This is a genomic window from Exiguobacterium sp. s152, from assembly GCF_018618335.1.
Classification (GTDB): Bacteria; Bacillota; Bacilli; order Exiguobacteriales; family Exiguobacteriaceae; genus Exiguobacterium; species Exiguobacterium chiriqhucha.
Map to the genome: position 1 here is coordinate 1 of NZ_JACSLX010000011.1, position 17,971 is coordinate 17,971.

Annotated in this window: 21 protein-coding genes; 20 read left to right on the top strand and 1 reads right to left on the bottom strand. The window is 49.2% G+C overall.

The genetic code is table 11. The features are described from left to right. Nucleotides 1-136: 136 nt before the first annotated feature. The 9 genes from KNP72_RS14085 to rsmI all read left to right on the top strand — a co-directional run bounded on the left by KNP72_RS14085 (nucleotide 137) and on the right by rsmI (nucleotide 6,646). Nucleotides 137-1,558 carry an aminotransferase class I/II-fold pyridoxal phosphate-dependent enzyme gene (locus KNP72_RS14085; protein ID WP_251129033.1) on the top strand — a complete coding sequence of 474 codons (1,422 nt, stop codon included), beginning with the start codon at nucleotides 137-139 and terminating at the stop codon, nucleotides 1,556-1,558. A 2-nt stretch (nucleotides 1,559-1,560) separates the two neighbouring features. After that, nucleotides 1,561-2,199 carry a dTMP kinase gene (gene tmk, locus KNP72_RS14090; protein WP_214720463.1) on the top strand — a complete coding sequence of 213 codons (639 nt, stop codon included), beginning with the start codon at nucleotides 1,561-1,563 and terminating at the stop codon, nucleotides 2,197-2,199. Beyond that, nucleotides 2,199-2,528 (top strand): cyclic-di-AMP receptor, encoded by a 330-nt coding sequence (locus KNP72_RS14095; protein WP_029594397.1) that lies wholly within the window; start codon nucleotides 2,199-2,201, stop codon nucleotides 2,526-2,528. Before tmk ends, KNP72_RS14095 begins: the two co-directional genes overlap by 1 nt. A gap of 17 nt (nucleotides 2,529-2,545) precedes the next feature. Then, a complete protein-coding gene (locus KNP72_RS14100) occupies nucleotides 2,546-3,538 on the top strand; it encodes a DNA polymerase III subunit delta' (protein WP_214834077.1) in 993 nt (330 codons plus the stop codon). Between the two features lie 6 nt (nucleotides 3,539-3,544). Then, the gene (locus KNP72_RS14105; protein ID WP_021065761.1) at nucleotides 3,545-4,375 is read left to right on the top strand and encodes a PSP1 domain-containing protein; all 831 of its coding nucleotides are present in this window, start codon (nucleotides 3,545-3,547) and stop codon (nucleotides 4,373-4,375) included. A 23-nt stretch (nucleotides 4,376-4,398) separates the two neighbouring features. Beyond that, nucleotides 4,399-4,734, top strand: a complete 336-nt coding sequence (yabA, locus tag KNP72_RS14110) for a DNA replication initiation control protein YabA (protein ID WP_021065760.1) — start codon at nucleotides 4,399-4,401, stop codon at nucleotides 4,732-4,734. 65 nt (nucleotides 4,735-4,799) lie between these two features. Next, complete coding sequence (locus KNP72_RS14115; RefSeq protein WP_058765157.1) at nucleotides 4,800-5,534, top strand: tRNA1(Val) (adenine(37)-N6)-methyltransferase; 735 nt, start codon at nucleotides 4,800-4,802, stop codon at nucleotides 5,532-5,534. Beyond that, the gene (locus KNP72_RS14120; RefSeq protein WP_214834080.1) at nucleotides 5,527-5,805 is read left to right on the top strand and encodes a GIY-YIG nuclease family protein; all 279 of its coding nucleotides are present in this window, start codon (nucleotides 5,527-5,529) and stop codon (nucleotides 5,803-5,805) included. Before KNP72_RS14115 ends, KNP72_RS14120 begins: the two co-directional genes overlap by 8 nt. Further along, a complete protein-coding gene (gene rsmI, locus KNP72_RS14125; protein ID WP_214834083.1) occupies nucleotides 5,777-6,646 on the top strand; it encodes a 16S rRNA (cytidine(1402)-2'-O)-methyltransferase in 870 nt (289 codons plus the stop codon). The genes KNP72_RS14120 and rsmI overlap by 29 nt, the downstream gene beginning before the upstream one ends. A 16-nt stretch (nucleotides 6,647-6,662) precedes the next feature. Here rsmI and KNP72_RS14130 read toward each other — a convergent pair whose 3' ends face one another. Next, complete coding sequence (locus KNP72_RS14130) at nucleotides 6,663-6,956, bottom strand: transition state genes transcriptional regulator AbrB (RefSeq protein WP_012727742.1); 294 nt, start codon at nucleotides 6,954-6,956, stop codon at nucleotides 6,663-6,665. Nucleotides 6,957-7,285: 329 nt separating this feature from the next. Here KNP72_RS14130 and metG point away from each other — a divergent pair, with 329 nt between their 5' ends. The 11 genes from metG (at nucleotide 7,286) to KNP72_RS14185 (ending at nucleotide 17,965) form a co-directional block, all read left to right on the top strand. Next, on the top strand, nucleotides 7,286-9,247 hold the full coding sequence (metG, locus tag KNP72_RS14135) for a methionine--tRNA ligase (protein WP_214834086.1): 1,962 nt from the start codon (nucleotides 7,286-7,288) through the stop codon (nucleotides 9,245-9,247). Nucleotides 9,248-9,300: 53 nt separating this feature from the next. Continuing rightward, nucleotides 9,301-10,068 (top strand): TatD family hydrolase, encoded by a 768-nt coding sequence (locus tag KNP72_RS14140; protein ID WP_214834088.1) that lies wholly within the window; start codon nucleotides 9,301-9,303, stop codon nucleotides 10,066-10,068. Beyond that, nucleotides 10,068-11,378, top strand: a complete 1,311-nt coding sequence (locus tag KNP72_RS14145) for a 3D domain-containing protein (protein WP_251129034.1) — start codon at nucleotides 10,068-10,070, stop codon at nucleotides 11,376-11,378. Before KNP72_RS14140 ends, KNP72_RS14145 begins: the two co-directional genes overlap by 1 nt. Further along, nucleotides 11,371-11,931, top strand: a complete 561-nt coding sequence (gene rnmV / locus KNP72_RS14150; protein WP_214834094.1) for a ribonuclease M5 — start codon at nucleotides 11,371-11,373, stop codon at nucleotides 11,929-11,931. Before KNP72_RS14145 ends, rnmV begins: the two co-directional genes overlap by 8 nt. Continuing rightward, entirely contained in the window at nucleotides 11,928-12,806 is an 879-nt protein-coding gene (gene rsmA, locus KNP72_RS14155) for a 16S rRNA (adenine(1518)-N(6)/adenine(1519)-N(6))-dimethyltransferase RsmA (protein ID WP_058765146.1), read from the top strand. Before rnmV ends, rsmA begins: the two co-directional genes overlap by 4 nt. An 82-nt stretch (nucleotides 12,807-12,888) precedes the next feature. Then, nucleotides 12,889-13,125, top strand: coding sequence for a Veg family protein (locus KNP72_RS14160; RefSeq protein ID WP_021065751.1), 237 nt, complete (start codon nucleotides 12,889-12,891; stop codon nucleotides 13,123-13,125). Between the two features lie 100 nt (nucleotides 13,126-13,225). Then, nucleotides 13,226-14,089 (top strand): 4-(cytidine 5'-diphospho)-2-C-methyl-D-erythritol kinase, encoded by an 864-nt coding sequence (gene ispE / locus KNP72_RS14165; protein WP_214720454.1) that lies wholly within the window; start codon nucleotides 13,226-13,228, stop codon nucleotides 14,087-14,089. Nucleotides 14,090-14,162: 73 nt separating this feature from the next. After that, nucleotides 14,163-14,987, top strand: coding sequence for a pur operon repressor (purR, locus tag KNP72_RS14170; RefSeq protein ID WP_021065749.1), 825 nt, complete (start codon nucleotides 14,163-14,165; stop codon nucleotides 14,985-14,987). A 135-nt stretch (nucleotides 14,988-15,122) separates the two neighbouring features. After that, nucleotides 15,123-15,422 (top strand): septation regulator SpoVG, encoded by a 300-nt coding sequence (spoVG, locus tag KNP72_RS14175; RefSeq protein WP_021065748.1) that lies wholly within the window; start codon nucleotides 15,123-15,125, stop codon nucleotides 15,420-15,422. 185 nt (nucleotides 15,423-15,607) lie between these two features. Then, the gene (gene glmU, locus KNP72_RS14180) at nucleotides 15,608-16,963 is read left to right on the top strand and encodes a bifunctional UDP-N-acetylglucosamine diphosphorylase/glucosamine-1-phosphate N-acetyltransferase GlmU (RefSeq protein ID WP_214834096.1); all 1,356 of its coding nucleotides are present in this window, start codon (nucleotides 15,608-15,610) and stop codon (nucleotides 16,961-16,963) included. 45 nt (nucleotides 16,964-17,008) lie between these two features. Beyond that, the gene (locus tag KNP72_RS14185) at nucleotides 17,009-17,965 is read left to right on the top strand and encodes a ribose-phosphate diphosphokinase (RefSeq protein WP_021065746.1); all 957 of its coding nucleotides are present in this window, start codon (nucleotides 17,009-17,011) and stop codon (nucleotides 17,963-17,965) included. Nucleotides 17,966-17,971 lie beyond the last annotated feature (6 nt).

Consider the following 17,971-nt stretch of genomic DNA (forward strand, 5'->3'; position numbering starts at 1 on the left):
GCGCCGAAAGTAGTTGGGGGTCTCCCCCTGTGAGGATAGGACGTTGCCAGGCCAACGCGAAAGACGATCAAGCATCCGCTTGATCGTCTCTTTTTGTATATAAGTCGCATCTATTTCGGATAGGAAGGTTGCCTATATGACTCGAAAACCTAAACATAATCCTTTCACATTTATGGAAACATTGGAGCAACATGTACGCGAAGATCGTGTCTCTTTTCATGTACCTGGTCATCACAATGGAACAGTAAGAGATGAGAAACTTCCGACTGTATTCCAAAAAATAATGCCATACGATTTAACAGAACTCGGACACTTGGATGATTTACACCATGCTGAAGGTATTATTCTAGAAGGAGAGAGGGCACTAGGATCTCTTTATCAAAGTAAAAGTAAATGGTTAGTGAATGGGTCAACGGCGGGAAACTGGAGTCTGTTGGCAGCAACTGTGAAACGGGGAGAACGAGTATATGTACAACGTAATTCCCACAAATCCGTGTGGAACGCCATTGAGTGGCTCGGTTTAGAACCCATTTTACTCACTCCTGAATTAGATAGGGGGAGCAGTTTACCGACTGTCGTCGCATTAGAAACAATTCAAGATGCTGTCACGCAGTACCCAGGTGGGAAGGCCCTCCTACTGACATCTCCTACTTATTACGGAGACATGGCAAACATCCCGGAGATCAGTGCTTATTTGCGTCCGTTGCATATTCCTCTTTTAGTTGATGAAGCACATGGCGCTCATTTGATTCATCCTACATTTCCAAAGCGATCCGCTATCTTCGAAGGAGCTAGCGCCGTTGTCCAGTCTGCTCATAAAACCCTTCCAGCGCTCACGATGGGGGCATGGGTCCATTATAAGGAAGAGATTAATGAGAAACGTTTATTTCATGCACTCTCTTCTTTTCAAACGTCTAGTCCGTCTTATTTGATTATGGCTTCACTCGATTACGCTAGAGAGTATCTCGAAAATTTGAGTGAACGAGATTGGACACATATTCAAAAAAGTCATTTTGCATTCATCATGGAAATGAGACGTGCTGGCTTTTCAATCAAAGTGGGCGATGATTTTACCAAAATGACCTTGCTGACATATCCGAAAAATGGTCTCATCTTCAGTCAACATTTGGCGTCAATCGGTATTGATACGGAACTGGCTGCAGAAGATCATGTGTTATTCTGCCTGCCGTTAAGGGAATTAAAAAGCAAAGAGATTCAACATTGGGTGAAACTGATTAAAAATGCATCACAACACGTCCCACTCATAGTCGAAGATGAAACGATCTATCCTTACCCGATGACAGAACGTGTTTCGGTGTTGCATGCTATTTCAGATGATGCGGATATCATTCGCAAATCGTTTGAACAAGCAATAGGAGCCGTTGCTGCAGAAACCGTTATCCCTTATCCACCAGGAATTCCGTGGATACTAAGAGGAGAAGTCATCACACACGAGAAAATTAGAGTATTGAATGAATGGATTTCACTAGGACGGAACCTTCAAGCGAGCAGGCATGTTATGATGAAACAAATTGATGTTATCGTAGAGGAGTTTTAATCGTGAAAGGTATGTTTATTACTGTAGAAGGTCCCGACGGTTCGGGGAAAACCACGCAGTTGCAATTGTTAGTTCGTTCATTGACTGAAAAAGGATACGAAGTAGTCGTCACTCGAGAACCAGGAGGGACCAAAGTCGGAAACAGTATTCGAGAGGTCTTATTATCACCAGAACATGATGAAATGACCCCACGCGTCGAGATGATGCTGTATGCCGCGTCCCGTGCCCAAAACATCGATCAAGTGATTCGACCTGCCCTTAAACGAGGGGCGATTGTTGTGTGTGATCGATTTGTCGATGCCTCAATTGCCTATCAAGGATATGGGCTCCAATATGATTTGAATCAAATTCTATCACTGAACGAGTGGGCAACGGCCGGGATTAAACCCGATTTGACTTTCCTTTTTGATTTGACCCCTGATCAAGCGAGCCGTCGCATGAAAGATCGAGGTCAATTAGACCGTATCGAGAGCCGAGATGAGTCTTTCCATCAACGCGTATACGATGGGTTCAAAAAATTATTAGAACAACATCCGGATCGGATGGTTCGTATCGATGCGAACGCTACAATTGAAATGATTCAAGATGAAGTGTTAGATATTACGTTAGAACGATTACATGAAAGAGGAGTGACGCAATGATGAAGATGGTAATCGCGATTGTACATGATAAGGATAGTGCTCGGTTGTCAGATGCTTTAATCGAAGAGGACTTCCGCGCAACAAAATTAGCCACAACCGGAGGTTTTTTGAAAGAAGGTAACACAACGTTTATGATCGGTGTACCAAAAGAACGGTTAGACGATTTGCTCGCGCTAATCAAATCGAATTGTTCGAGCCGAGATCAAATGATCACGCCGATTTCACCGATGGGCGGTCACGCTGATTCATATATTCCGTATCCGGTAGAAGTACAAGTTGGCGGAGCGACGGTGTTCGTCTTGCCGATTGAAGGATTCCATCAGTTTTAATGGGAACGGTCACGAATATGAGCTTTCAAGATTTAGCGAAATCTCAAACGGTTATCGCCAAAGTGATTGAAAATTCGATTGTCGCTCAAAAGGTGGGTCACGCCTATATTTTCTCGGGAGATTATGAACCTTATTTAATTGAGACGGCGCAACTGTTTGCAAGATCCCTTTTTTGCGAGTCGCCTGACGGGGTAGAGCCGTGTGGCAGTTGTCGAAACTGTAGACGGATGGATTCGGGCAACCTCGTCGACTATATGGAAGTGGAACCGGATGGGGCCAGTATCAAAAAAGAACAAGTTCAACAATTGTTGAGCGACTTGTCGCTACGTGGAGCAGAAGGGGACCGTCAAATATATGTCATTCATCAAGCGCATAAAATGACACCTCAGGCGGCCAACAGTCTCTTAAAATTTTTCGAAGAACCGGGCGTTGGAAAACTGGCCATCTTGGTCACGACCCAGCCGCAACTCCTATTACCAACCATTCGCTCGCGGGCTCAGCATTTAGTGTTTCGACCGATCAATCGAGAACGGCTTGTGGAAACGTTGGTCGCAGACGTGCAATGTACGAGCGATTTAGCGCGTCTTGCTTTAGAGACATATCCGAAATTCGAAGACGCGCGTGAGGCGCTTCATAACGACTGGTTTGTACAGGCGTATGGGCTAGTGGTACAATTAGTTGAAGTATTGACAAAACGCCCGCAAGAATTGCTTTTATTTGCCCAAGAAAAATGGCTCGGTCATTTTAAAGGGCGGAATGAATTGCGAGTCGGTCTCGAGCTATTCGGAAATTGGTTGGAGCAAGCGCTCCACTTCAAAGTGCGAACAGACTATGTTCCGGAATTGTTTACGAAAGAACAGGCGCTATATACCGCGTTTGTAAAAGATCGTCCGGTTCATAAAATCGTCCATGCTATTGAATCTGTCCATGAGGCGATTCGACGGCTTGAGGCAAACGTCAATCCTCAATTAACGTTCGAACGGTTAACGTTCGATTTGCAGAAAGGATAGGAGAGCGTGCTTGAAGTAGTCGGAGTCCGTTTTAAAGAAGCGGGAAAAATCTATTACTTTTCACCAGGCGAAGCAACGCTTGAACGTGGAGACCATGTCATCGTAGAGACGGTACGAGGCATCGAATACGGTGAAGTCGTCCAAGTTGGTAAGCAACTGGGTGAAGACGAAGTAGTATTGCCGTTAAAGACAATCCTTCGTGTCGCCGATCAAAAAGATGCCGAAATCGTTCAAGACAATCGATTGGCAGCATTTGACGCTCACGCCGTCTGTGAAGAAAAAATTCGTGAACATCGACTTGAAATGAAGTTAGTAGATGTTGAGTATACATTTGATCGTAATAAAGTCATCTTTTATTTCACGGCAGAGGGGCGCGTTGATTTTCGGGAACTCGTCAAAGATTTAGCAAGTGTGTTTCGCACCCGGATCGAACTCCGTCAAATTGGAGTTCGGGACGAAGCAAAACTGCTGAGCGGAATCGGGCCTTGTGGTCGTGTGTTGTGCTGCTCCTCGTTTTTAGGGGAATTTGAGCCGGTATCGATTAAAATGGCCAAGGATCAGAACTTATCCTTGAATCCGAATAAAATCTCCGGTGTGTGTGGTCGTCTCATGTGCTGTCTGAAATACGAGAATGATACGTATGAAGAATTGAAGCGGGACTTACCAGACGTCGGAAAACGAATCAAAATTCCAGAAGGTGACGGACGTGTCATCGGTCTCAATATCTTGGATCAATTGATTCAAGTCGAGTTGAATGATCGGACCCGTGTTGTGACGTATACAATCGACGAGCTCGTCGAGGTCGGTGCAGTCAAACGAAAACCGTCGAAACAGTGATGGGGTGCTGAGCAGTGGAAAGAATGGATAAAAAGGAAGTCATGATGCGGGTCGATGCGATCGAGCAACAAATGCAATTGTTGACGGAGCATTTAGGGGTGCTCAAAGAGCAACTCGCCTATTTGCTCGAAGAAAACCAACACATGTATCTCGAAAACCATCATTTGCGTGAAAAAGTGGAGCAACTTGCAGAAGTCGAGACGCCTGATGGAGATCCCCAAATTGCGTTGTCCGGAAAAGGACAGAACAATCTGGCGGCGTTATACCAAGAAGGATTTCACATTTGTAATTTGCACTATGGACAAGTCAGAAAAGACGGAGACTGTCTCTTCTGCATGTCGATGCTAAATAAACATTAATAAGGGGCGATAGACGGGGGTATTCCCGTCCGTCGCCTTTGTACGTTATGTAGGAGGGAAATGGCGTGACTGTTAAACAAGGTGAACGTCTTGATGATTTGTTAGGGCGTCCCGGCAAGATCATTCAAAGTGATGACGTTTTTTCATTTTCATTGGATGCCGTATTACTCGCCGAATTTGTATGGGTGCCGATTCAAAAAGGAAAGCTCGTCGATTTGTGCGCCGGCACGGGGGCGATTCCGCTCTTTTTATCATATCGAACGAAAGGGACGGTCACGGGTGTTGAAATCCAGCCTCGCCTCGTCGACATGGCCAATCGAAGCATTGCCATCAATGAGTTGGACGAGAGGCTCCACATCGTTGAAGGGGACGTGAAAACTGCTGCCAGTCTATTAGGTCATGCCCGTTACGATGTTGTCACATGCAATCCCCCTTATTTTTTGGCGAACGAGACATCGCTACGCAATCAAAATGAACATCATACGATTGCACGCCATGAAGTCCTTTGCACACTAGAAGACTGTATTCGTTCAGCCAGTCAACTCGTCAAACCGGGTGGCAAAGTGGCCTTCGTCCATCGTCCGGAGCGATTACTCGACATTCTGACGCTCATGCGGGCATATCGGATTGAACCAAAGCGAATGCAACTCGTTTATCCGAAGCAAGGTCGAGACGCGAACACATTGTTAATAGAGGGGTCGAAAGATGGAAAAGCAGGGCTCACAATCTTACCTCCGTTTATCGTTTATGAGGAAGATGACACGTATACGAGCGACATGCGGGCAATCCTCGATGCGTAAGTACTTTGCCTATATTCTCGAGTGCAACGATGGAACGTACTATACCGGTTATACGACGGACGTTGATAAGCGGATGGAAGTGCATAACAACGGCAAAGGTGCGAAATATACACGAGCTCGTCTCCCGGTGACGTTGCGATATGTCAGGTCGTTTGCGACCAAACGTGAAGCCATGCAGTACGAATGGTCCATCAAACAACTCACGCGGGCTCAAAAACAGCAATTGATGGAGGGAACGAGTAATGAACTCACAGAAAAGTTATCAGACTGATGGGCCCACGCTCTATGTTGTGCCGACGCCGATTGGAAATTTAGAAGACATGACGTATCGGGCGGTTCGAATTCTAGGAGAAGTTGATTTGATTGCGGCTGAAGACACGCGCCAAACGATGAAACTCTGTCGTCATTTCGGCATTGAGACGAAACTGGTCAGCTACCATGAGCATAATAAGCACGTGAGTGGCTCGCGCTTAATCGAAGATATTGAGGCGGGCAAGTCGGTCGCCGTGGTCTCAGACGCTGGCATGCCGGGTATTTCGGACCCTGGGATTGACCTCGTGAGGTTGGCCATTCAAGCGAGGCTCCCCGTCGTCGTACTCCCTGGAGCGAACGCAGCGTTGACGGCTCTTGTCGCCTCTGGTCTTGCGACCGAGCGGTTTTTGTATTATGGATTCTTGCCCCGTAAAAAGAAAGAGCGGCTCGAGGTGTTGTCATCCTTACAATATGAACCGGGCACCATCATTTTTTATGAAGCGCCACATCGGTTAAAAGAGATGCTGACCGGGATTCAAGACGTGTTCGGCAATCGGCAACTCGTTCTCGGACGAGAGTTGACGAAAACGTTTGAAGAGTTTTTACGAGGGACGGTAGAAGAAGCGCTTGTCTGGTGCGGAGGCGAAGTACGCGGCGAATTCGTCGTCATGGTGGAAGGATCGACGGAAGCGGCACCGACACACGATTGGTGGGAGGCGCTATCGCCCCTCGAGCACGTCGACCGTTACATTGAGGATGGCTTAAAACCGAACGCCGCCATTAAACAAGCCGCTAAAGAGCGGGGTCTGTCACGAAGTGAAGTGTATGACGCGTATCATCAAGTCGACAAAAAAGAGTAAGCAAGGAATCCCTTGCTTACTCTTCGCTGTAGTAGTTTTCGAGCATGTTTTTCAACTCGACGAGAACGCGTTGTGCGCCTTCCGGTGAAAGGATCAATTTACCGTCAGCCAACTTGAAGTTGTCATCCGATACTTCGCCCGTCACTTGGCAAGTCATGTTCGGTTTGTATTTTTTCAACACGATTTGATCGTTGTCGACGTAGATTTCAAGTGCATCTTTCTCAGCAATCCCGAGTGTGCGGCGCAATTCGATTGGAATGACGACACGACCGAGCTCATCAACTTTCCGTACGATACCTGTAGATTTCATTTTGTGTTTCCTCCTCCAATGGTGTCGAAATCTCTTGGTGACATGAGTCGTCAAAATTCGACAATGTTACTACAGCAAAAAGCATACTAAACTTTCCAATTGCAGTCAACTGCTTACTATTGGAAATCTACATTTTCGAAAAATGACGATGTAGGAGCGATATATACCTAAAATTCCCCGAAAGTTAGGAAATGAAACAAAGAAAGGGTTTTTTTGGAACATATTTTATGAGATAACAACAAAAAAATTCCAAACAATTGGTTTGGAAATTCTTTTGTCGAACCGTGTATAATGGAAATTGCAAATGTCGAAAGGATGGAGAACATACAATGGCGAAGCCTACTTTTTATATTACGACTCCGATTTACTATCCGAGTGCCAAACTACACATCGGTCACGCTTATACGACGGTGGCCGGCGATGCGATCGCGCGCTATAAGCGTTTGAAAGGTTTTGACGTTCGTTATTTGACGGGGACGGATGAACACGGTCAAAAGATTCAAGAAAAAGCGAAAGAAGCCGGTGTGACACCGCAAGCGTTCGTGGATGAAGTTGTCAAAGACATCAAAGTGTTATGGGACCGTCTCGAAATCTCATATGATGACTACATCCGTACAACAGACGCACGCCACAAAGCTGTCGTCGAGCATGTGTTCGAGACGCTTCTTAAAAATGATGATATTTATCTAGGAGAGTATGAAGGTTGGTACTCGATTCCTGATGAGACGTATTATACGGAGTCTCAGCTCATCGACGGGAAGAGCCCGGACAGCGGTCACCCAGTCGAACTTGTACGCGAAGAGTGTTACTTCTTCCGTCTCAGCAAGTATGCGGATCGTTTGATCGAGTACTTCGAGTCGCACCCTGACTTCATCTTGCCAGAATCGCGTAAAACGGAGATGATCAACAACTTCTTGAAGCCGGGCCTTCAAGACTTGGCTGTCTCACGGACGACGTTTGACTGGGGTGTACAAGTCCCATCGAACCCGAAGCACGTCGTATATGTATGGGTCGATGCCCTCACGAACTATATCTCTGCCCTCGGCTACGGATCGGACAACGACGAGTTGTTCAACCGCTATTGGCCAGCCGACGTCCATTTGGTCGGAAAAGAGATCGTCCGGTTCCATACAATCATTTGGCCGGCGTTGCTCATGGCGCTTGACCTCCCGTTGCCGAAACAAGTTTTCGCGCATGGTTGGTTGCTCATGAAAGACGGCAAAATGTCGAAATCAAAAGGCAACGTCGTTGACCCGATTCCACTCATCGACCGTTACGGACTCGACTCGCTCCGCTACTATCTTCTTCGTGAAGTTCCATTCGGAGCAGACGGCACGTTCACACCGGAAGCGTTCGTTGATCGCTTGAACTTTGATCTTGCGAACGACCTCGGAAACCTGCTCAACCGGACCGTGGCCATGATTAAGAAGTATTTTGATGGCGAAATCCCTGCTTATGCGGGTAATGTGACGGAGTTCGATGCCTCGTTGCTTCAAGTCGTCAACGAGACGACAGAGAAGACGGAAGCGGCCATGGAGCACATGGAGTTTTCAGTCGCGCTCACAAGCATCTGGCAACTCGTCAGCCGTGCCAATAAATACATTGACGAGACACAACCGTGGGTCCTTGCGAAGGATGAAACGAAACGAGACGAACTGGCGTCGGTGATGACTCACCTCGCCGGCGTGCTCCGTCACGTCGCGGTCATGATTCAACCGTTCATGACACGGGCGCCAAAAGAGATGTTCCGTCAGCTCGGTCTCGAAGGAGAAGATATGTCATGGGAAGCACTCGATACGTTCGCGGCGTTCGATGGAGCCTTCGTCACAGACGGGACACCGATTTTCCCGCGTCGTGACGTCAAAGAAGAAGTCGATGCGATTCAAGAGATGATGCGTCAAGCTTCGCAAGCACGCGTCGAAGAAGCCGAAGCGGAAGCGGGCGACATCGAAGATGAGGACGTGCGTCCAGAAATCACGATTGACGTCTTTGATCAAGTCGAGTTCCGTGTCGGTCAAATCATCGAAGCCGATAAAATCAAGAAGGCGAAGAAGTTGTTGAAACTTCAAGTCGACCTTGGCGGGGAGACGCGTCAAATCGTCTCGGGTATCGCGGAATGGTATGCGCCGGAAGACTTGGTTGGCAAGAAAGTCATCGTTGTGGCCAACTTGAAGCCGGTCAAACTGCGTGGCGAGTTGTCACAAGGGATGATTTTAGCGGCTGATAAAGACGGCAAGCTTGAACTTGCGACCGTATCTGAGAATATGCCGAACGGGGCCATCGTCAAATAATCGTTTGGGGGAGACTTCGGTCTCCCTCTTTGTCTATACAAGGAGGAACCATCATGTTGATTGATACACACACACATATCAATGCAGAACAGTTCAATGAAGACGTCGAAGCGACGATTGAACGGGCTCGTGCTGCTGGCGTTTCCCCGATGCTCGTCGTCGGGTTCGACAATCCGACCATCACGCGTGCCATCGAGCTCGCGGAAACGTATGAAGACATTTACGCGATCGTTGGCTGGCACCCGGTCGACGCCGTCGATTGCACGGAGGCCGACTTGGCAAGAATCGAGACGTTGATGGATCACCCTAAAGTGATGGCGCTCGGGGAGATTGGGCTCGACTACCATTGGGACAAATCGCCTAAAGACGTCCAACAACGCGTGTTCCGGCAACAAATTGCCATCGCGAAACGGACGAATATGCCGATCGTGATTCACAATCGTGAAGCGACCGCGGACGTGCTCGATATTTTAGAGGAAGAACACGCCGAAGAGGTCGGTGGTGTGTTCCATAGTTACAGCATGTCCGTCGAATTGTTGGAGCGCTGTCTGCGTTTGAACTTCTATATTTCTCTTGGGGGACCAGTGACGTTCAAGAATGCGAAAGTACCGAAAGCGGTGGCACAACAAGTCCCGCTCAATCGACTCCTCGTCGAGACGGACTGTCCGTATTTAACGCCGACACCGTTCCGTGGCAAGCGGAACGAACCGGCTTACGTCACGTATGTCGCTGAAGAGATTGCATCGCTACGTGACATGTCTTACGACGCACTTGCCGAGGCGACGACCGCTAATGCGAAGCGCCTGTTCCGTCTTCCATGATGCTCAGACGGATCGTGTTAAGCGTCGGCGTCGTGGCCACCGCTGTGTTCGCTTATATGGCGATGCAACCAGAACCTGTCACCATCATCGATGACGGAGTGACGATGGTGCATGAAAGTCGGGGCGAGTCGGTGTTAGACGTGCTTGAAGAGACAGGGATTGTCGTTGACGAGTCAGACGTCGTGACACCGGCCTTGAGTGCGGATATTCCGCTCGACCGAGTTATTCAGATTGAGCGGGCCCGCACCGTCTCGCTACAAATTGGTTACGGACAAATCGAAACGATTGAGACGCGTGAACGAACTGTCGAAGACGTGTTGCTTCGTTATGGAGTGAGTGTCCGTGACGGGGACGATGTCTACCCGGGCGTCCGTACCCCGATTACATCGGGTATGACCATCCGGTATCAGCCTGTCGTCACCCTCGATGTCATTGTCGGCGATGAGGCGAAGACGGTTTATACGATGGCTCAAACTGTCGAGCAGGCGCTACAGGAGGCGAATGTGACGGTTTCTGACAAGGATACCGTCGAACCGGCTCTGGCGACACCAGTACGAGACGGGATGACAATCACGGTCAACGTGAGTCGAGACGTCGTGCAGTATGAGAATCGACTCATCCCATTTGAAATCGTCAGAAAAGAGGATGACACGCTTGCGCTCGGAGAAACCGAGGTTGTTCAAGTCGGTGTCCCTGGACTCGAACGGACGCGGTATGCACTGACAGTGGAAAATGGTACAATTACAAATCGGACCGAAACGAGCGTGGAAACGCTGCGAACCGTACGCCCTCAAATCATAAAACTTGGAACGAGAATCGTAGCTGAACCAGAGGCGAATCAAGAGACCGAGCAAGAACAAGAGGAGACGGCAACGACCGAACCGTCGAGCCCGTTTCGAGAGGAAGCAGAGATTAAAATCGAAGAGACGCCTCGAGCCGAGGATGTCTTAGATTTCACCTCTGCGAAACAGCTTCTCGTCGAGGCGACGGCGTATACGAACAATGCAGAAGATACAATTACGTTTGACGGCAGGGTACTGACGCGCAGCGGTTATGATGTGACGGACACGATTCTGTATGAAGGCATGCGAATCATCGCGGTCGATCCAGCCATCATCCCACTCGGCACACGCGTGTACGTTGAAGGGTTTGGGATGGCGATTGCCTTAGATACAGGCAGTGCCATCAAAGGCAATAAAATCGATGTGATGATGGACTCAAAAGAAGAGGCGGTGACGTTTGGGCGTCAGCCACTCACGATTTGGGTCATCCCGAAGCAAGAAGAGAAAGAAGGAACCGATGATGCGTGAAAAGATACAAGAAGTGATCGTCGTCGAAGGTCGAGACGACACGACGCGGCTACAGGAAGTATATGACGTCGATACGATTGAGACGAACGGGTCGGCCGTTTCGAAGCAAACAATCGAGCGAATCAAACGTGCCCAAGAGACACGAGGCGTGATTATTTTGACGGACCCGGATTATCCGGGTGACCGGATCCGGGCCATCGTCGAGGAGCAAGTCAAAGGGTGCAAGCATGCCTATCTCCCTCGAGCCGAAGCGAAAGACAAGCGCGGTAAAATCGGGGTCGAGTATGCTTCTCCAGCGACGATTCGCCGTGTGCTCGAAGCGTTGTATGAACAGCGGATTGAGACTGACATGCCGCTCGTCACCCGTCAGATGGTGCTCGAGGCCGATTTGATTGGCGGACCAGACGCGGCGCGGCGGCGCAAACGGCTCGGGGTGTTACTTCGCATTGGTGAACCGAACGCGAAACAGTTTGTGAAACGCGTGGAAGCGTTACGGGTCACGATTGAAGAATGGGAACGAGCACTGGCTCAGTTAGAGGAGGAAAATCATTGAAAGACATCGCCACAATTCAACGCACGAAATCAATTCTAGAACGTCACGGCTTCTCGTTTAAAAAGTCGCTTGGGCAGAACTTTTTAATCGATTTAAATATTTTGAATAAAATCGTGGACGCCGCGGAGCTGGGAGAGGCGAGCGGGGTGCTCGAAATCGGTCCCGGTATCGGGTCATTGACGGAACAGTCTGCCAAGCGGGCGAAGAAGGTCGTCGCCCTCGAAATCGACCAACGTCTGCTTCCGATTTTGGAAGACACGATGTCTCCTTATCCACACGTGCATGTCATCCACGGCGATGCGCTCGAGCTCGATATTCAAGCCATCGTCGAGCGTGAGTTTTTCAGTCAAGGCATCGAAGACATCTCGGTCGTGGCGAACTTGCCGTATTATGTGACGACGCCAATTATCATGCGTTTACTGGAAAGCCAAATTAAGTTCCGTTCACTCGTCATGATGATTCAAAAAGAAGTTGCCGAGCGGATTGGAGCGAAGCCTGGTACGAAAGCATACGGCTCTCTCTCGATTGCAATTCAATATTACGCAGAGGCGAACGTAAGCTTTATCGTCCCGAAAAGTGTGTTCATGCCGGCTCCGAACGTCGATTCAGCGGTCATCACGTTGAAGATGCGTCCCAAACCGGCGGTCGACGTGAAAGATGAAGCCTTCTTTTTCGAGATTGCCCGTGCCAGTTTCGCGCAACGTCGGAAAACGATCTTGAATAACTTGACGAACCACCTGGGCAAAGATAAAAAAATGGAAATCGAACGTCTCTTGGGTGAGGCCGAAATCGATCCAAAACGGCGAGGCGAAACGCTTTCGCTTGAAGAGTTTGCCCGGTTAGCGGACACAATTTTACCACTTAAAAACAGTTGACGACCGGATAGCGAATCGATATAATATTAATCTTTATTTTCATTTATGAATGTGTTATACTTGTAACAGTGAGGTGAAGCGTATGCCAAAGACGTTGCAAGAAATCAGACAGAAACTCGAATCGCATGTTGGAGAACGATTGACGTTGAAAGCAAACGGCGGTCGTAAGAAAGTCGTTACTCGGTTTGGAACGCTCGTTGAGACGTATCCCGCGGTGTTTGTCGTCAAATTGGATGAAGACCACCATAACGTGGAACGTGTCTCATATAGCTACGCTGATGTCCTAACGGATACAGTTAAAATTGAATTCAGCAATTGAACGATAAATGAGAGGCGGATGCATTGGCAGCTGCTTCTTTTTTTGTGCGCTCGTTTACGGTACAATGGCGAACAGGAGATACATGGGAAGGGTGAACGATATGCGCACGATCAGTGTGAAAGCGCCGGCAAAAATCAATTTGACGCTTGACGTCCTTGGGAAGCGGGCAGATGGCTATCATGAAGTAGAAATGGTAATGACGACAGTAGATTTATCGGATCGACTGGAATTGACCGTCCTTGATACAGACGAGATTCGGATTCAATCTGAACATGCCTATGTGCCGAATGACCACCGGAACTTGGCGTATCGTGCAGCCGAGTTGTTGCGGAAGCGATTTGGCATCAAGCAAGGTGTCGAAATCGTATTGGACAAGCAGATTCCGGTCGCGGCAGGGCTAGCTGGCGGATCGAGTGACGCTGCCGCGACGCTTCGAGGCATGAACGACCTGTTCGATCTCGGCCTGTCGTTAGAAGAGTTAGCCGAACTTGGGGCCGCCGTTGGATCGGACGTATCGTTTTGTGTCATGGGGGGAACAGCCATCGCGCGCGGACGCGGTGAACAGTTAGAGACAATCCCGTCACCGCCACCGTGTTACGTCGTCTTGGCGAAACCGAAAATCGGTGTGTCGACGGCCGACGTCTATCGCGCGGTGGAGATGGAGAAGATTGTGCATCCGAATACCGAGGCGATGGTCACGGCGATTCGTGATCGTGATTTTGATGGCATCTGTGCAAACTTAGGCAATGCCCTTGAGGCGGTCACGCTCGAACTTCATCCGGAAGTTCGCCAAATCAAAGAAACGATGCTCCACTGCGGAGCGGATGGGGTGCTCATGAGCGGAAGTGGTCCGACCGTATTCGCACTAATTGAGCATGAACAAAAAGCACATCGTGTCTATAACGGGCTGAAAGGATTTTGTCCTGAAGTGTTCGTCGTTCGGATTCTCGGCAAAAAACATTGAACAAAGACGAATGAGAATGATATATTCTGTTTAGAACATTCGTCTATTATTGAAGAAGTGAAGGGGAATCCGTATGAAAATTCGTAGAAGTGGTCGTCTCGTTGATATGACCCGTTATTTGCTGGACCATCCGCACCAGCTCGTCTCGTTATCGATGTTTTCGAGCCGTTATAAAGCAGCCAAGTCATCTATCAGTGAAGATTTGGTCATCGTCAGTGAAATGTTGGCCCACGATGGCACAGGTAAACTGGTCACGGTGCCAGGAGCGGCCGGTGGCGTCATGTTCATCCCAGGGTGGAGCAAAGATAAGTCGCTCTCGATGATCGATGGGCTATGTGAACAGTTGTCGAAGCCAGAACGGTTGCTTCCGGGAGGCTACCTCTATTTGACAGACGTTCTCGGTAACCCGCGTCAAGTGAAGCCGATGGGCCAAGTCTTCGCCTCGGTATTCGCCGATCGGAAAGTCGATGTCGTCATGACGATTGCGACGAAAGGAATTCCGCTCGCCTACGCTGTCGCCGAGCAACTCGGGGTACCGTTTGTCATCGTTCGGTCCGATAGTCGTGTCACCGAAGGTTCGACCGTGAGTATCAACTACGTCTCCGGTTCGTCGAAGGCGATTCGCACGATGGCGCTCGCGCGTCGTAGTTTGCCACGTGGTGCGAACGTGCTGTTGATTGACGATTTCATGAAAGCTGGCGGAACGATTCGCGGGATGATGAGTCTCTTGAACGAGTTCGAAGCGAACCTTGCCGGTGTCGGCGTACTTATGGAAGCAGAAGGCGCCGAGAAGAAAATGGTGAGCGAATACGTCAGTTTGATGAAATTGACGAACGTCGACTCGGATGAAGGTCTCGTCACGATTTCGCGTGGAAACGTCGAACAATTCTTAAAGTGATTGGCAAAAATTTGATTTCGTTTTATGATGAAAGGGTATAAGATTCGTACGAAGTCAATCGGTTCGCTTGGAATCATCTCAGCCTTTTAGAAAGTACACCACGGTCCAGACAACGATGAAAAGGGGATGCGAAACATGCAGATCACAGACGTAAAAATTCGCAAAGTCGCGACGGAAGGTAGAATGAAGGCACTGGCCTCCATTACACTCGACCACGAATTTGTGGTACACGACCTTCGAATTATTGAAGGGAGTACCGGTCTGTTCGTAGCGATGCCGAGCAAGCGGACGCCAGAAGGGATTTTCCGTGACATTGCTCACCCGATTAATGGAGATATGCGTCAGAAAGTCGAGGCTGCCGTTTTAGAGGCGTACGGTCAAGAGGACGTCGCTATCGCCGAGACGCAAGCCCAATATAATGCCATGAACGAGTAACATTTGACAGCGGATGGGGGATCCTTCCGCTGCCTTTTTACGTTTCATTGGTTACGAATAGGTACAACGGTTGAAACCGCGTCATGGTTTCGATATAGTAGATACGGTGTAAATAAGGTTTGAATGTATAAAAAACCGAACATTTGAGTACATTACAGTCGATATGAGATAGGAGCGAATCAAGAATGGATCGTTTTGCAGTCATTTTGGCAGCAGGTAAAGGGACGCGCATGAAGTCGAAGCTTTATAAAGTACTTCATCCGGTCCTTGGAAAACCGATGGTCGAACACGTCGTCGATCAACTCGACAAGATCGGGGTCAGTCGTCAAATCGTCATCGTCGGCCATGGGGCTGAAGCGGTACAAGAGACGTTAGGCTCACGCGTGGAGTATGCGGTCCAAGAACAACAGCTCGGTACGGGCCATGCGGTACAGATGGCAGAAGCTGAACTCGCAGGCAAACCTGGCGCGACGCTCGTCGTTTGCGGCGATACACCGCTATTGACAGCGGAAACGCTCGAGGCGTTGTTGGCCCATCACGAGGCGCAACAGGCAAAAGTGACCGTGTTGACTGCGATTGCTGATGATGCGACTGGATATGGCCGCGTCATCCGCGGGGAAGACGGAAATGTCACAAAAGTTGTCGAGCATAAAGATGCGTCTGACACTGAACTAGAGATCCGTGAAATCAACACCGGAACGTACGTGTTCGATAACGAGCTATTGTTTGATGCATTGAAGCAAGTCGGAAACAACAACGCTCAAGGCGAGTACTACTTGCCGGACGTCATCTCGATTGCGAAAGAAGCAGGCGAAGTCGTGGCAGCACACACGGCGCCGACATTCGATGAAACGATCGGCGTCAACGATCGTGTCGCTCTCTCACAAGCTGAAGCGGTCATGCGCAAGCGGACGAACGAACGCCTCATGCGTGAAGGTGTCACATTCATGGATGCAGCTTCGACATACATCTCACCAGATGCCGTCATCGGTTCGGATACGATCATCTATCCAGGGACGGTCATTCTCGGGAAAACGATTATCGGTTCAGAGTGCGTGATTGGTCCAAATTCAGATATCCGCAATAGCGTCATCGAAGACGGTACGGCGGTTCGTCAATCGGTCGTAAGTGACAGCCGTGTCGGAACTGAAGCACAGGTCGGGCCGTTCGCCCACCTTCGTCAACAAGCAGTCCTCGGCGCGAATACGCGCGTCGGTAACTTCGTGGAAATCAAAAAATCAACGTTCGGAGACGGTGCGAAAGCATCACATCTCAGCTATATCGGAGATGCTTCGATCGGGGAACGCGTCAACCTCGGCTGTGGCTCGATTACGGTCAACTATGATGGCAAGAACAAGTTCGAAACGGTCGTCGAAGCCGATGCATTCGTCGGCTGCAATGTGAACTTGATCGCTCCGGTGAAAGTCGGAAAAGGCTCAATCGTAGCAGCCGGTTCGACGATCACGGATGACGTTCCTGAAGAGGCGCTTGCGATTGCACGCGAACGCCAAACGAATAAAGAAGGTTACACGAAACGATAAGTTGCTGCCTATTATTATGGAAAACGATGGAGGAGAATCCTAAACATGTCTACTGTATATGAACGTGAAATTCGCCTATTTAGCTTAAACTCAAACCGCCCACTCGCCGAAGAGATTGCCAAGGAAATTGGCATCCCGCTCAGCGATTGCCAAGTGAAGCGGTTTAGCGACGGAGAACTTTACATCAACATCGAGGAGAGCGTGCGAGGCGATGATGTGTACATCATTCAATCGACGAGCTCACCGGTGAACGAAACGCTCATGGAGTTACTCGTCATGATCGATGCGTTGAAACGAGCATCGGTTCGGACGATTAACGTGGTCATGCCATACTACGGTTACGCTCGCCAAGACCGCAAGGCGCGCTCACGTGAGCCGATTACAGCGAAACTTGTCGCTGATTTATTGACGGTTGCAGGTGCCACGCGTTTAATCACGATGGACTTGCATGCTGCTCAAATCCAAGGTTTCTTCAATATCCCAGTAGACCAATTATTAGGTGTTCCACTCATCTCGACGTATTTTGAGACAGATGAATTTAAAGCGAAAGACATTGTCGTCGTTTCACCGGACCACGGTGGCGTCACGCGTGCCCGTAAGCTTGCCGAACGCTTGAAGGCTCCAATCGCCATCATCGACAAGCGTCGTCCTGAAGCGAACGTGGCTGAAGTCATGAACATCGTTGGCAGTGTTGAAGGCAAGACGGCCATCTTGATCGATGACATCATCGATACAGCTGGAACAATCACGCTCGCGGCCGATGCCATCGTCCAAGCTGGTGCAAAAGAAGTGTACGCCTCGTGTACACACCCAGTGTTATCTGGACCGGCGATGGAACGGATCGACAACTCGTCAATCAAGGAACTTGTTGTTTTGAACACGATCGATTTAGAAGGTCGCGAATGTTCAAGCAAAATCAAGCAGATGTCGGTTGCCCGTTTGCTTGGAGAAGCGATCATGCGTGTCCACGAGCACAAATCGGTGAGCACACTGTTCGATTAAAAAAAC

What these genes read in the sequence shown, in the direction of transcription:
- KNP72_RS14085 (WP_251129033.1), top strand. Translation starts at nt 137, where the DNA reads ATGACTCGAAAACCTAAACATAATCCTTTCACATTTATGGAAACATTG.
- KNP72_RS14095 (WP_029594397.1), top strand. Translation starts at nt 2,199, where the DNA reads ATGAAGATGGTAATCGCGATTGTACATGATAAGGATAGTGCTCGGTTG.
- KNP72_RS14100 (WP_214834077.1), top strand. Translation starts at nt 2,546, where the DNA reads ATGAGCTTTCAAGATTTAGCGAAATCTCAAACGGTTATCGCCAAAGTG.
- yabA (WP_021065760.1), top strand. Translation starts at nt 4,399, where the DNA reads ATGGATAAAAAGGAAGTCATGATGCGGGTCGATGCGATCGAGCAACAA.
- KNP72_RS14120 (WP_214834080.1), top strand. Translation starts at nt 5,527, where the DNA reads ATGCGTAAGTACTTTGCCTATATTCTCGAGTGCAACGATGGAACGTAC.
- rsmI (WP_214834083.1), top strand. Translation starts at nt 5,777, where the DNA reads ATGAACTCACAGAAAAGTTATCAGACTGATGGGCCCACGCTCTATGTT.
- KNP72_RS14130 (WP_012727742.1), bottom strand. Translation starts at nt 6,956, where the DNA reads ATGAAATCTACAGGTATCGTACGGAAAGTTGATGAGCTCGGTCGTGTC.
- metG (WP_214834086.1), top strand. Translation starts at nt 7,286, where the DNA reads ATGGCGAAGCCTACTTTTTATATTACGACTCCGATTTACTATCCGAGT.
- KNP72_RS14140 (WP_214834088.1), top strand. Translation starts at nt 9,301, where the DNA reads ATGTTGATTGATACACACACACATATCAATGCAGAACAGTTCAATGAA.
- KNP72_RS14145 (WP_251129034.1), top strand. Translation starts at nt 10,068, where the DNA reads ATGCTCAGACGGATCGTGTTAAGCGTCGGCGTCGTGGCCACCGCTGTG.
- rnmV (WP_214834094.1), top strand. Translation starts at nt 11,371, where the DNA reads ATGCGTGAAAAGATACAAGAAGTGATCGTCGTCGAAGGTCGAGACGAC.
- KNP72_RS14160 (WP_021065751.1), top strand. Translation starts at nt 12,889, where the DNA reads ATGCCAAAGACGTTGCAAGAAATCAGACAGAAACTCGAATCGCATGTT.
- ispE (WP_214720454.1), top strand. Translation starts at nt 13,226, where the DNA reads ATGCGCACGATCAGTGTGAAAGCGCCGGCAAAAATCAATTTGACGCTT.
- purR (WP_021065749.1), top strand. Translation starts at nt 14,163, where the DNA reads ATGAAAATTCGTAGAAGTGGTCGTCTCGTTGATATGACCCGTTATTTG.
- spoVG (WP_021065748.1), top strand. Translation starts at nt 15,123, where the DNA reads ATGCAGATCACAGACGTAAAAATTCGCAAAGTCGCGACGGAAGGTAGA.
- glmU (WP_214834096.1), top strand. Translation starts at nt 15,608, where the DNA reads ATGGATCGTTTTGCAGTCATTTTGGCAGCAGGTAAAGGGACGCGCATG.
- KNP72_RS14185 (WP_021065746.1), top strand. Translation starts at nt 17,009, where the DNA reads ATGTCTACTGTATATGAACGTGAAATTCGCCTATTTAGCTTAAACTCA.